General features: G+C 66.1%; 9 protein-coding genes and 1 riboswitch. Of the genes, 8 read left to right on the top strand and 1 reads right to left on the bottom strand.

Annotated features, from left to right (window positions below; translation table 11 throughout):
- Positions 1-13: 13 nt before the first annotated feature.
- The 5 genes from BSF38_RS24745 (at position 14) to BSF38_RS24725 (ending at position 5,731) form a co-directional block, all read left to right on the top strand.
- On the top strand, positions 14-1,177 hold the full coding sequence (locus tag BSF38_RS24745) for a glycerate kinase (RefSeq protein ID WP_076349742.1): 1,164 nt from the start codon (positions 14-16) through the stop codon (positions 1,175-1,177).
- Positions 1,174-2,136, top strand: a complete 963-nt coding sequence (locus tag BSF38_RS24740; protein ID WP_076349741.1) for a thiamine-phosphate kinase — start codon at positions 1,174-1,176, stop codon at positions 2,134-2,136. Before BSF38_RS24745 ends, BSF38_RS24740 begins: the two co-directional genes overlap by 4 nt.
- Entirely contained in the window at positions 2,133-2,669 is a 537-nt protein-coding gene (gene tsaE / locus BSF38_RS24735) for a tRNA (adenosine(37)-N6)-threonylcarbamoyltransferase complex ATPase subunit type 1 TsaE (protein ID WP_076349740.1), read from the top strand. The genes BSF38_RS24740 and tsaE overlap by 4 nt, the downstream gene beginning before the upstream one ends.
- 119 nt (positions 2,670-2,788) lie before the next feature.
- On the top strand, positions 2,789-4,081 hold the full coding sequence (locus tag BSF38_RS24730; protein ID WP_237170601.1) for a P-loop NTPase and SpoVK domain-containing protein: 1,293 nt from the start codon (positions 2,789-2,791) through the stop codon (positions 4,079-4,081).
- Between the two features lie 297 nt (positions 4,082-4,378).
- Entirely contained in the window at positions 4,379-5,731 is a 1,353-nt protein-coding gene (locus BSF38_RS24725) for a BaiN/RdsA family NAD(P)/FAD-dependent oxidoreductase (protein WP_210405641.1), read from the top strand.
- On the opposite strand, the gene BSF38_RS24720 is transcribed toward BSF38_RS24725, so the two are convergent.
- On the bottom strand, positions 5,665-5,922 hold the full coding sequence (locus BSF38_RS24720) for a hypothetical protein (RefSeq protein ID WP_076349737.1): 258 nt from the start codon (positions 5,920-5,922) through the stop codon (positions 5,665-5,667). The two genes, BSF38_RS24725 and BSF38_RS24720, sit on opposite strands and share 67 nt — an antisense overlap.
- A gap of 2,907 nt (positions 5,923-8,829) precedes the next feature.
- Positions 8,830-9,029: riboswitch (cobalamin riboswitch) on the top strand.
- 114 nt (positions 9,030-9,143) lie between these two features.
- On the opposite strand from BSF38_RS24720, the gene BSF38_RS24710 reads away from it, so the two are divergent.
- Genes BSF38_RS24710 through BSF38_RS24700 form a run of 3 tightly spaced genes read left to right on the top strand, consistent with a single transcriptional unit; the run spans position 9,144 to position 13,116 of the window.
- Positions 9,144-9,713: a DUF6580 family putative transport protein gene (locus tag BSF38_RS24710; RefSeq protein ID WP_237170600.1), complete on the top strand. Its 570-nt coding sequence runs from the start codon at positions 9,144-9,146 to the stop codon at positions 9,711-9,713.
- 50 nt (positions 9,714-9,763) lie between these two features.
- On the top strand, positions 9,764-12,088 hold the full coding sequence (gene metE, locus BSF38_RS24705; protein WP_420819234.1) for a 5-methyltetrahydropteroyltriglutamate--homocysteine S-methyltransferase: 2,325 nt from the start codon (positions 9,764-9,766) through the stop codon (positions 12,086-12,088).
- Positions 12,085-13,116, top strand: coding sequence for a uroporphyrinogen decarboxylase/cobalamine-independent methonine synthase family protein (locus BSF38_RS24700; protein ID WP_145952309.1), 1,032 nt, complete (start codon positions 12,085-12,087; stop codon positions 13,114-13,116). Before metE ends, BSF38_RS24700 begins: the two co-directional genes overlap by 4 nt.
- Positions 13,117-13,222: the final 106 nt, after the last annotated feature.

Raw genomic sequence — 13,222 nt, 5'->3', positions numbered from 1 at the left:
CAAAGTGGACTTGATGCGAGTCGTCATCGCTCCAGACAAATTCAAGGGCAGCCTGACCGCCTCGCAAGCCGCCCAGGCCATGGCGCGCGGGGTTCGATCGGTACTGCCCTCGGCCGAGATCGAGCAAGTGCCGATGGCCGACGGAGGCGAGGGGATCGTCGAAGCCCTTGTGGCCGCGACGGGCGGAACCTTTCACACGGCGGAGGCGACCGGCCCCCTCGGAAAGCCCGTCCAGGCGCGGTTCGGGATGCTCGGCGACGGCCGCACCGCGGTCGTCGAGATGGCGACAGCCTCGGGACTCGTCCTGGTTCCCGCCGACAAGCGCGACCCGCTTTCGACCACCACGCGAGGGACCGGTGAATTGCTGCTGGCGGCGGTCGCCGCGGGCGCTCGACGCTTGATCGTCGGCATCGGCGGCAGCGCGAGCAACGACGGCGGAGCCGGTCTGGCCCAGGCCCTCGGGTTCCGTCTGCTGGATTCCGACGGCCAGGAGATCGGGCCGGGCGGCGGCCCACTCGGACGCCTTGCCCGGATCGAGCCCGGGGGGCGTACGCCGGGACTCTCCGGCGTCGAGATCGCCGTCGCGTGCGACGTGACGAACCCGCTCTGCGGTCCCGATGGAGCGTCGGCCGTCTACGGCCCGCAAAAAGGGGCCACGCCCGAGATGGTCGCCGAACTGGATCGCAATCTGACCAGGCTTGCTCAAGTCGTCGAGCGCGACCTCGGCGTCTCGATCGCCACGATCCCTGGCGCGGGCGCGGCGGGGGGGCTGGGCGGCGGGCTGGTGGCTTTTGCGGGGGGACGCCTCGAACGCGGCATTGACCTCGTCATCGACGCCGTGGGGCTCAAGGACCACCTCAAAAGGGCCGACCTCTGCCTGACCGGCGAGGGCTCGCTCGACGCCCAGAGCGCATTCGGCAAGACGGCCGTCGGCGTCGCCCGGCTGGCTCGTTCGTTCGGCTGCCCGACGATTGCTCTCGTGGGCTCGATCGGCGACGGCGCCGAGAAGGCGCTCGACGAGGGGATCGACGCCTATTTCTCCATCTGCCCCGGTCCCATCCGCCTGGAAACCGCCGTCGCCGAGGCGTCGAACCTACTTGAAAAGGCCGCTGAGCAGGCGTTTCGAGGCTTTCTGGCGGGCAGCCGACACCGCAAGCGGGGAGACCGTCGCGTATGAGCGAGTCGAAGCCGACCGGTGAATTCGGGCTGATCGACTGGATTCGCCGCAGCCAGTCGGACGAACCCCGGGACGACGTGATCCTGGGCATCGGCGACGATTGCGCGATCGTCGATTTCTCCCGCGAGTCATTTGCGCTTGTGACGACCGATATGTTGATGGACGGCCGCCACTTCCGACTGAAGGACGACGGCCCCGAGGCGGTAGGTTACAAGGCGATGGGGGCGAACATCTCGGACATCGCCGCGATGGCGGGCGTGCCCCGGTTCGCCGTGGTCGCCGTGGCCCTGCCCCGGGCCGACGCCGTCGCCGTTGCTCAGGGACTTCACGAAGGTCTCAAGCGGATGGCCGATCGGTTCGACGTCGTCCTCGTCGGCGGCGACACCAACGCCTGGGACGGCCCGCTCGTGATCTCCGTCACCCTGCTCGGCGACACGACGCCGCTGGGCGCGGCGCCTCGTTCCGGCGCGCAAGTGGGCGACGTCGTTTTCGTGACGGGTCCCCTGGGCGGCAGCCTGTTCCGGGGCCGCCACCTCCGACCCGAGCCGAGGGTCGACGAGGCCCTCGCGCTGGCGGAAGCCGCCTCGCCGAACGCGATGATCGACCTCTCCGACGGCCTTTCCTCGGACCTCGGCCACATCCTCGAAGAGAGCGGCGGGCTCGGCGCCGAGCTGCACGCCGACGCGATCCCGATCCATCCCGACGCCGTCGACCAGAGCCAGGCCGACGGCGTCTCCGCGCTCGACCACGCTCTCAACGACGGCGAGGACTTCGAACTCTGCCTGACCGTCGCGCCGGAACGGGCCGAGCAACTCCTGGCCTCGCCGCCGGACGGCGTACAGCTCTATCGCGTGGGGGTGATCACGGCGGAGCCCGGCCTCCGCCTTCGCACCCGCGACGGCCGTACGTCCCCGGTCCAGCCCCGAGGTTTCGACCATCTCGCGGGGCGGAATCGATGAATATTCTTCGATCCGAATCCGGCCTGCAAATCGACCTCGACGACGAGGGCGAGACCGAACGGCTGGGCCAGGCGCTCGCCGACGTTCTCGCCCCGAACGTCGTCGTCGCCCTGGTCGGGCCGCTGGGCGCCGGGAAGACCCGGCTGTCGCGGGCGATCGCCGAATCGCTCGGCGTCGATCCCGGGGCGATCGCCAGCCCGACCTTTGTGCTCATCCATGAATATGAAGGCCGGATGCCGGTCTACCATATCGACGTCTACCGGCTGACCTCGCCGGCCGAATTCGAAGACCTGGGTCCGGCCGACTACTGGAAGGCGGGGGGCGTGTGTCTGGTCGAGTGGGCCGACCGCGTCCGTAACCTGTTGCCGGCCGACGCCTGGTGGGTCGCGATCGAGCCCCTCGACGCCTCCTCTCGTCGCGTCCGGATCGACCTCCCCGAAGCCTCGCCACGGCTTTCCGACCGCCTCATGGCCGCCCTCACGCTCGACAGCGACGACCCCGATCGGTTTGACGCCCCCGACGCCGCAACCTAGGTTTGCGCGCAGGCTCCTCGACTCGCTCACGGAAACGGGACGGGCGAGCCGGCTCGGTCTCGACCTGGGGAGGTGCTCTGGTGAGCGGTTTGGCTATAGTTGGGTCAGATTCGCATTCGTTGCTTGATGTCGCCGGCATGCGCGGCCGCGAGCCGTTTTCACCCACGCCGGTCGCCACGTTCGAGGAAGCCGGCCTCAACCACACGCTGGTCGAAAGCCTGATTCTCAAGCTCTTGTTCGTCGAGGGGCAAGCCACGGGCCGGAAGATCGCCGCCGAGCTGGGCCTGCCGTTCGGCCCGTTTCCGGAGTTCCTCAGACTGCTCAAGAACCAGCAGATCGTGACCTACGCCAATTCCGCGGCGGCCAACGATTTCCACTATTCGCTGACCGACGTCGGCCGGGCGCGGGCGCGAGGGTACGCCGAGGAGTGCTCCTACGTCGGTCCGGCCCCGGTCCCCTTCGACGACTACCTGAAGGCCGTGAGCGCCCAGACGATCGTTTCCGAGCACCCCCACGAAAAGGACCTTCGCGAGGCGCTCGCCGATCTGGTGCTTTCGGAGGCGACCGTCCGCAGCCTGGGGCCGGCGATCAACTCGGGCCGGGGGCTGTTTCTGTACGGGCCGCCGGGCAACGGCAAGACGAGCATCGCCGAGCGGATCACCCGGTGTTTCGGCACCAGCGTCTGGATTCCTCGCGTGATCCTGATCGAAGGCCAGTTGCTCAAGCTGTTCGACCTCGCCAACCACGAGGTCGTCGAATCGACCGAGGGGAGCGGACTGCTCGGAGGCTGCGACCACGACCAGCGCTGGGTTCGAATCCGACGCCCCACGATCGTCGCGGGGGGCGAGTTGAGGATGGAAGACCTGGAGATCCGCTTCGACCCGATGACCCGCGTCTGCGAGGCGCCGCTTCAGCTCAAGAGCAACCTGGGGACGTTCCTGATCGACGACTTCGGCCGCCAGCGGATGCAGCCGGTCGAGCTGCTCAACCGCTGGATCATGCCGCTCGAGAACCGTTTCGATTTCCTCAGCCTGCCGACCGGCAAGAAGTTCCGCGTCCCGTTCGACCAGCTCATCATCTTCTCGACCAACCTGGAGCCGCGCGAGCTGGTCGACGAGGCGTTCCTCAGGCGCATCCCCTACAAGATCCTGGCGGAAGACCCGACCGAGGAGATGTTCCGCGGCATGCTCCACCGGTTCGCCCCCAAACTGGGCTTTCCTCGGATCGACGACGCCGCCGTGGATTATATGATCAACCACCATTACAAAGCCGTCGGCCGGCCGTTCCGCTGCTGCCAGCCCCGCGATCTTTTGCTCCAGGTCCGCAATTATTGCATCTACAACGACTTGCCGCTTGAGCTGAATCGCGAGTATGTTGACTTCGCGGTGGCCGGCTATTTCACGGTCATGTGAGACGTCCGCCGCGATCCCCTAACGACCGAACACGGATTACGAACCATCGAAATACAAGCCCGAAGCGCAAGCGAGTGCATGGTTTCGCTTCTTCCGAACGAGTGAATTACAAGCCCGAAGCGCCAGCGAGTGCATGGTTTTGCGTTTGCTGATTCAGCATGCTGGCGGGGAATGCACTCGCTGGCGCTTCGGGCTTCTATTTCGGATCCAGGCATCGCGGTTTGTTGACTCCCATGATCCGTGTCGGGTCGTCAGCCGCGACCTCAATCCTCCCCCTTTGTAGGCGGCATCCTTCTCGTGACCACGGCAGAGCCTCTCGACCGATCCGACCAGCAATACGACGTGGCCGTGCTGGGAGCCGGGGCCGCCGGCCTGGTCGCGGCGATCCGCGCCGCCGAGTGCGGCGCCCGGGTGGTGCTGGTCGAGAAGAACCGTCGAGCGGGGGTGAAGATCCTGATGTCGGGCGGGACCCGGTGCAACATCACCAACGCCCGGGGGCTGCGCCGGCTCGAAGCCGTTTCCGGACCGATCGACCCGGCGTTCGACCCGGCCCAGCGCCGGGGGACCCGCGCGATCCAGGACGCGTTCGGCGCGGGCGGCCCGTTCCTCGGCCACGCGCTGCGGCGGTTGGACGTCGACCAGACCGTGCGGATGTTCGAGTCCGAAGGCCTGGCCGTGAAGATCGAAGGCAACGGCAAGCTCTTCCCCGTATCCGACCGGGCCGTCGATGTTCTCGAAGCCCTGACGCGACGCCTGGAACGGTCAGGCGCAGAGCTGCGATGCCTGAGCCCCGTACGGTCGGTAGAGAGGCGGAACGCGGAGGACGGAGAGTCGGCTGGCTTCCGGATCGTCCTGGCCGAGGGCTCGATCGACGCCCGGCGCGTGATCCTGGCCGTGGGGGGGAAGTCGTACCCCGGCTGCGGAACGACCGGCGACGGATACGCGGTCGCCCAGGCGTTCGGCCATACGCTGATCGACCCCCGCCCTGCCCTGGTCCCTTTGCGGATCGTGCCGGAATGGCCGCTGACGCTCAAGGGTTTGACCCTCTCGGACGTGGTCGCCTCGGTTCATGGGCCGTCGGGGCCTCCGCTGCAGCAGCGCCGCGAGGCGGTCCTCTTCACGCACTTCGGGCTGAGCGGACCGGCGATCCTCGACGTCAGCCGCGCCGTGGCTCGGTACGACGGCTCCGACCGACTCGAACTTCGGCTCGACCTTCGCCCCGGCGTCTCGCGAGAGGAACTCGACGAGCGGCTTCAGACCGCGACGCGTCAGGGTCGAAGCTCGGTCAGCTCGATCCTCTCGGCCGACCTCGCCCATCGGCTCGCCGACTGCCTCCTCGACGTCTGCGGCGTGCCTCGCACCCGGATCGGCCCGGACCTGTCGCGGTCGGAGCGCCTTCGCATCGTCCAGGCGCTCAAGGGGCTCGCACTGCCGATCACCGACACCCTCGGCTTTGAAAAGGCCGAGGTCACCAGCGGCGGCGTCCACCTCGCCGAGGTGGACCCGCGAACCCTCGAAAGCCGGCTCGTCCTCGGCTTCCACCTGTGCGGCGAGGTCCTGAACCTCGACGGCCTCATCGGCGGCTACAACTTCCAGGCCGCCTGGAGCACCGGCTGGCTGGCCGGCGAAAGCGCCTCGATGCCGTCGTAACGAGCCGGACTTGTGGACCGCGCCTGAGCGTCAGGACGCATCCGGCGACGGTTGGCGAGGTAGGCCGCGGCCAGCATGACGGCCACCAGCCCTTGAAAGACCGCGGACGGCTCGGGGACCGTCTGGATGGCGGACAACGTCGGCTGCTCTGCCGTGCTCGTCGTCGAAGCCGAGATGGACGGCGGAATCATCGCGTGCTCGATCTGGATCGGAGCGGCCTCGTCCGCCCCCCCGGGCCTCTCATGTGTCCCATCCATCTGTGCGGTTGGAGTACGCGAACGCTTTGGAAGCCGACGGGCTCACGATTCTCCAAGATCAGCGCCACGTTCGGATGCCAGTGGTCGAACCGGGACGGGTTCAGTGAGTGGCGAAATTCCAGCATTTTCCACATGGCCGTGTCGGGCAACCGCCCGTCGTGCGTCGACTGATACGCTTGGCCGGCGAGGATCGCGCCGGCATGCTCGGCTTCCCATTTCGACGGATGAACGATGAAACCCATGATGATTTTCAACTCAAGATTCGGTTCGCTTGTCCCTGTCCTTTGATACGAAGCGCGCGGTCGATTAAGACCTAGAGTTCCGGCGCGGCCGTGAATTCGACCGGCGCAAGTTGCATCCAAGCAACTTGGGTCGCCGAGGAGGAACATTCGGTTGATTCCGATGCTCGTCGACAGCCAGCTGAGTCGCGGCTCGTTGCGACCGCCGTACCGATGCGGATGCCCCGCTGCGCTTCGGATCGCCCGACCGCGGGGATCGTCAACAGGACTCAAGAAGAGCGACCCGCCCAGCTTGGACGTTCGAGTTCATGTCGCACGGACCTGAGTTGAGAGGGGAAGGGATTCCCCGTCGCAAAGAGCGAAAAGTTTGAGATGTCGCTCGATAAGGAGTCGGTGGGATTTGGACAATAGACCCGATAGGATTTGAACCTATAACCTTCGGTGCCGTAGACCGATGCTCGAAATCCACAACAGCCAAGCCCGCCAATGGGTTGTGTCGATCGACCGAGGCCGATGCCCTCTATTTGCCCACCGACATTGGTCAGATTGACCCCGAGCTTGCAACCATCATGAACCGATGGCCGATGTTGCCTGACGCCGTGAAGGTCGGCATCCTGGCGATCGTCCGCGCGTGCAAGCAGTGCAACCTCCCATAGAGGCGGCCCTTCGTGCCCACTCCCGATATGTGCTCCTGTAGAGGTGACGTCCCGGCAAGGCCCCACGCCCGATGCGCCCTATGCGATCTATGCGCCCCGTTCGTCGCTCTCGCCCAGCGGTCGGCGTACGGGGTCGTCGTGGCGAAAGATTCAGGGTGCCGGACCCGAATCGTTCGTCTCGACGGCCTCCACGCCTACTATAGCTGTCACGCCTTGCAACACAAAGTTCGGCGACGCGGCGACGTTGCCCCGGCCGAAGGACTTCGTGGCCGCCCGGCGTCTCGACGAGGAGGACGTAGCCTCTGCTGCGCCCGTCTTCCTTCCGGCCTACGACCGAAGAGCGACCATGATCCGCGCCGAGCTGGAACGCGCGGTTGTCTTTATCGCGAGGTGATCGGTCGGGAGTACGACTTCCACGACCTACTATGCTCTCACTTGACGTACGCCGTCGCACTCAATGGCAATCGAGCCTTTGCGTCGTCCAACTCGACACGAGGCGAATCACGTTGGATGCGACCGGATGTTAGACGATCACACTACCCGTCGACCTGGGCCGCGTCGCTCTACCGCCGCAGTTTCTGCGTTCCTCTGAAAACGCTCAGGTCGTCTCGTCCGTACGGAGTCGCCGGGTCTGCTACTGGCTGTCGGTTCCTCGCGAGGAGCCAAGTCCGTCCGATCCCACGAACCGGTGGACTGAAGGCCGACCTCGTAATCGAAGGCTTTGCCCAACCCCGTAGCCTCATTGAGTCGGAATCCTTCGAGTCTTGACGTCAAGACGGATTCGGACGATCAAACGGACGTCGAGGGCTCGGGCCGAGAAAAGACCGGTTTCGAAGGACATCGTCGGCCTGAGTCGACTCGAATTGGATATGGCCCCAAGGGACTTGGACCTTCAATCCGCTGGTTGAGAGCAAATTGACCCGAGGCCGCCGACTCTCGTCAGGCCGACTCCGGTCGAGCCGAGGCCGATGTATCGCTGCGTTCTCCCGAGGTGATCCGCGGGCGATGCGAGAACGACCCGAGGCGGTCCGGGCCGCCCTAATTAATGTTAATCGCCCGAGCAAGCCGCCGGCAAACGCCGAGTAGGCTGAGAACTCCAACCTCCTCCGCGGGGCGCGACGACAGGACCTGTGAACTCAGACGGCGATCACAAGTTCGACAGCGGCGGTCAGGCCGCATTCGATCACGGCCCTTGCGGCCGCATGCCGGGTGGATCTGGATTCGCGAGCGGGCGCAGCCCTATAGGTGACGACCTTCGACGGTTGCTTAAAATCAAGTACGATCCATCGTCCTACCTCACCGACTTTCGCGGGCGGGAGGGGTCTGTGGGCTGCAATTCCTTCGACGTCGCAGCTTGGGCTGAACAGCACATAGCATGCCCCACGGGACCGACGTTGGCGATGCTGGACGTGGGTTCGCCGCCCATAACTTGCTCGATCGCCCGTGGACTTCGGCCGGCGCGAGTACAGCATCCGCGAGGTCTTCACGCACTCTGACGTGTGGGCATCTCGGATGCCCGTTGGTGGCTGATTCCTCACGACAAACAGCTTGTCTGGCGGTCGATCTGCCGCGACGACGATGGCTCGTCATCGGCTCATTCAAGACCATGGCCTACGATCTCAGGCGTTGAGCCTGCAAAATGTGCGGGGAAGCAGTTGTGGCGAGAACAACGTAGAGGAAGTTCCATGCTTGGTATTGACATTTCTGCGAAACAAGGTGCTACGTCAATCGTCGAAACGGGAGGTTTCACGGGTTCCCAAGGCTTGATGAATTAGGGGTTGTCAAGATCATGCACGCAGGGCCACTCGGCGGCTGGAGTGATGCCGCAACGTCTCGGCAACCCCGCGTCAAACGGTGCTTCACGCCGCTGGATTGAGTTGGATGGCCCGATGTAATGGGGTGATCTTTTCTGCGAGTCGCCTGGCCGGGGCACAAAAAATGGGGTATGCTTCCGGACATCGACGGGTTCCTCCCGCGTCGGCGGGAGGATGAAAAGGGAAGCCGGTGAGAATCCGGCGCAGGGCCGCTGCTGTATTCGGCGAGAGACCCGGCCACATAGCCACTGCGACGCGTGCGTCGCGGGAAGGCCGCTCGGGGATCGATCGTAGCCGTAAGTCAGAAGACCTGCCCGTCGTGCGACGCCAATGGTGCCCCGGACCCGGGTACGCGGCAGGTCAGGCTTCATCCGCACGTGCGGAACCCTCCTGCGTTCACGGTCCGACACCTCCATCTGCCCGGACCGGCAGGAAGGACCTTACCCTTGGATTCCTCGTTCGAACGCGAATGCGCGGGTATTCGCTCGCGCCACGCGGCACCCATCCGTCCCGTCTTCGTGGCCGCCGCCGTTTTGGCGGTCATGGCCGCCAGACTCCTTCCCCATCCGCCGAACTTCACGCCCGTCTGCGCGAGCGCCCTCTTCGGCGGCGCCTGCTTCGCCGATCGCCGCGCGGCTTTCCTATTGCCCCTCGCTTCGATGGCCCTGAGCGACCTCGCCCTCGGCTTCCAGTTTCATGCCCTGACAGAGGTCGTCTACGGCTGCTTCCTGCTGGAAGTCACCCTCGGTCTGTGGCTCCTTCTGCGCCGACGGCCCCTCCCGATCGCCGGTGCAACACTGCTCGGCGCGTTCCTCTTCTTCCTGATCACGAATGCCGCATGCTGGGTCTACTTCTATCCCAGGACGCTGGCCGGCATGAGGGACTGCTATGCCTCGGCCATACCTTTCTTCGGTTACACGCTTCTGGGAGACGCAACCCTCCTATTCGGGACGCTCGCCGTCGCCGAGGGCAGGTTCCCTGCATTGAGAGAACGAGCGATTCCTATCCTCGCATGATCTCCGGCCGGCAGCCTTTCTTCGTACGACACTCGAATCTAGGAGCTTGAATGATGACGACGGCGACGAACCTCGGTTTCCCCCGGATGGGCGCGCAACGCGAGTTGAAGAAGCCCCTCGAGCGGTTCTGGTCGAACCGGTCGAGCGGCGACGAGCTGGAAACGGTCGCGCGGCGGCTCCGCGCGGACCACTGGAAGCTTCAGCGAACGGCGGGGATCACCCACGTCCCCAGCAACGATTTCTCCCTCTACGACCACGTCCTCGACGCGGCGGTCATGTTCGGGGTGGTCCCCGACCGATTCGCCCACTTGCCGGCGGGTCCCGAACGCTACTTCGCGATGGCGCGGGGGATCGCCTACGAAGGCGGGCGCGCCGGGGCGGCGGCCCTCGAGATGACCAAGTGGTTCGACACGAACTACCATTACCTCGTGCCCGAGATCGATCCGCGCCAGGAATTCGCCCTCGGCTCGACCAAACCGGTCGACGAGTTCGTCGAGGCGAAGGCGCTCGGCGTTCTGACCAGGCCGGTCCTGCTCGGCCCTGTCTCGTTCCTCCTGCTGGCCAAGGCCAAGGGGAAGGACTTCGATCCGATCACGCTCTGGCCTCGGCTGCTTCCGGTCTACGAGGCGATCCTGGGCGCGCTCGCCGCGGCGGGGGCCGCGTGGGTCCAGATCGACGAGCCATGCCTGACGACCGACGCCTCCGCGCGGGCTCTCCCCACCCTGGAGGAGATCTATTCGCGGCTGGCGGGCGCGGCGGGGGCGACGAATATCCTGCTCGCGACCTATTTCGGCGACCTCGGCGAGGCCCTTCCCGCAGTGCTCCGCCTGCCTGTGAAGGCGGTGCACCTGGACCTCGTCCGCGCCCCGGATCAGCTCTGGCACGCGCTGCCGCTGCTCCGTCCGGAGCAGTCGCTCTCACTCGGACTGATCGACGGTCGAAACGTGTGGAAGACGGACCTGACCCGAGCCTGGGGGGTGGCCGAGGCGGCGGCCGCACGGCTAGGCTCTGATCGCATCATGATCGCCCCGTCCTGTTCCCTGCTCCACGTCCCGTTCGACCTGGATTGCGAATCGAATCTAGAGCCGGAGTTGAAGAGGTGGCTCGCGTTCGCCCGCCAGAAGCTCGACGAGGTCGCCCTGCTGGCCCGCGGCGCGTCGGAGGGCTTGCCGTCGATCGTCGAGAGTCTCGCGGAGAATCGGGCCGCGCTGAAGGGTCGCAGCGAGTCGCCTCGGGTCCGCTCTACGATCGTCCGTCGCCGGATGGCGGCGATCGCGCCCGACCAGCTCGTCCGGGCCCATCCATATCCGACGCGGCGGGTGGCCCAGCGCGGGCGCACGCCTTTGCCCCTGCTGCCGACGACCACGATCGGCTCGTTCCCGCAGACGGAGGACGTCCGCAAGGCCCGGGCCTCGTTCCGCGCGGGGAAACTGCGGGCCGACGAGTACGACGCCTTCCTCAAGGAGAAGACCGCCGAGGCCGTCCGCTGGCAGGAGGAGGTTGGGCTCGACGTGCTGGTGCACGGCGAGTTCGAGCGGAATGACATGGTGGAGTACTTCGGCGAGAACCTGGAAGGCTTCGCCTTCACGGCGAACGGCTGGGTGCAGAGCTACGGCTCGCGCTGCGTCAAGCCGCCGATCATCTTCGGCGACGTCGCTCGGCGCGGCCCGATGACCGTCGAGTGGACTCGATACGCCCAGTCCCTGACCGAGCGCCCGATGAAGGGCATGCTGACCGGGCCCGTGACGATCCTCCAGTGGTCGTTCGTCCGGGACGACCAGCCTCGTAGCGAGACATGCCGTCAGATCGCCCTGGCCATCCGGGACGAGGTCGCCGATCTTGAGGATGCCGGGATCTGTGTGATCCAGATCGACGAGCCCGCATTGCGGGAGGGACTCCCCCTCCGCCGCGACGATTGGGCCGAATATCTGCGATGGGCGGTCGACGCCTTCCGACTCGCCTCGGCCGGGGTCCGCGACGAGACGCAGATCCACACTCACATGTGTTACTGCGAGTTTAACGACATCATCGACTCGATCGCCGCTCTCGACGCCGACGTGATCTCGATCGAGACGTCGCGGTCGCAGATGGAGCTGCTCGGGGCGTTCGGGGAGTTCCGCTACCCGAACGAGATCGGGCCGGGGGTGTACGACATCCACTCGCCGCGCATCCCGACGCGGGAGGACGTCGAGCATCTGCTCGGCAAGGCGCTCGCGGTGCTCTCGCCGGAGCAGCTCTGGGTGAACCCCGACTGCGGGCTGAAGACCCGCCGGTGGGAAGAGGTCAAACCCGCCTTGGCCACGCTGGTGGAGGCCGCACGGGTCGTGCGTCTTCGCCTAGTTGAAGCCATCGCGACGGAGCGAGGCCCGACATGACATCGTCCTCATGGACTCGTTTGTCCCCGGGGTGCACGACCGGGGTCGGCAGCCTTCCTTTCCTCGACGCCGACGAGGCGGTCGAGTTTGTCGCCAAGTCCTGCCCGGAACTGCCATTCTGGCCTCAACTCCCCCGCCGTACGGCGGGGGAGGGCGTGATAGGGCAAGGCATGGGGAGGCTCGTGCAGTACCTCGAACCGATCTCCCGGCCCTATTGCTGGACGGTACGTCCCGGCGCGGGGCCGTTGTTCGCGGCTGCGCTCGACGGCGGCAACTCGGGGCTCATCCCGGAGACCGCGGCAGGTTTCTTCGCGCTGGAGCGGGCGATCCGATCGGGCCGGTTCCCCGCAGCGCGGGCCGTGAAGGCGCAGTTGGAGGGCCCTGCGACGCTCGCTCACTGCTTCTACCTGGACGGAGGGCCGGTCTCGCGGATTCCCGGCTGGTTAGGTCGCCTCGCCGGTTTCCTCGAACGCCAAGCCGCCTGGCAGGTGCGGCGGCTCCGCGACCTCGGGCTGCTCGTGGTGTTCGTGCTCGACGAGCCGGCGCTCTCCCTCGTCGACGGTATGAGCCCCGCAGCCCCTGCGGTCGCCTCGGCATTGCGACGCGTCCTGGCTGCCGCCCGTCGCGAAGGCGCGGCCGTCGGCATCCACTGCTGCGCCACTCTGCCCTCAGCCGCGTTCGAGGACATCGACCTCGATCTACTGTCCTTCGACGCACATCTCCCGATCGCGGACGACTTCTACTCCCTCGCCCGCGGCATTCTGGCTCGCGGGGGCCGTTTGGCTTTCGGCCTCGCACCGACCGGCCCGTCGTCCATGACCGTCGAATCGATGGAATCGCGCTGGCTGGCCCTTGCATCCTTACTCGGAGATCCGGCGGCCGTCGTGTCGCAGTCGCTGGTCACCGCGACGTGCGGTCTCGGGCTCTCGTCGACCTCCGATACCGATAGTTCTTTCACCCTCGCCCAACGGGCCGGCGACTCGATCCGTTCGTACGCCGCTGCACGATCGTCTGCCGGCTTGCCCTGAAGCGAAGCGCGAGTCGTAGTCGTTCCTATTCCTGACGCTCAATCGCACGGGGCTTTAGATATCATGTCCGTAGAACCTCTGGTCGTCGCTCCCGAGAACGGCACAT

Origin of the sequence: Paludisphaera borealis, from assembly GCF_001956985.1 — a bacterium.
Classification (GTDB): domain Bacteria; phylum Planctomycetota; class Planctomycetia; order Isosphaerales; family Isosphaeraceae; genus Paludisphaera; species Paludisphaera borealis.
This window is presented reverse-complemented; position numbering and strand designations above follow the sequence as displayed.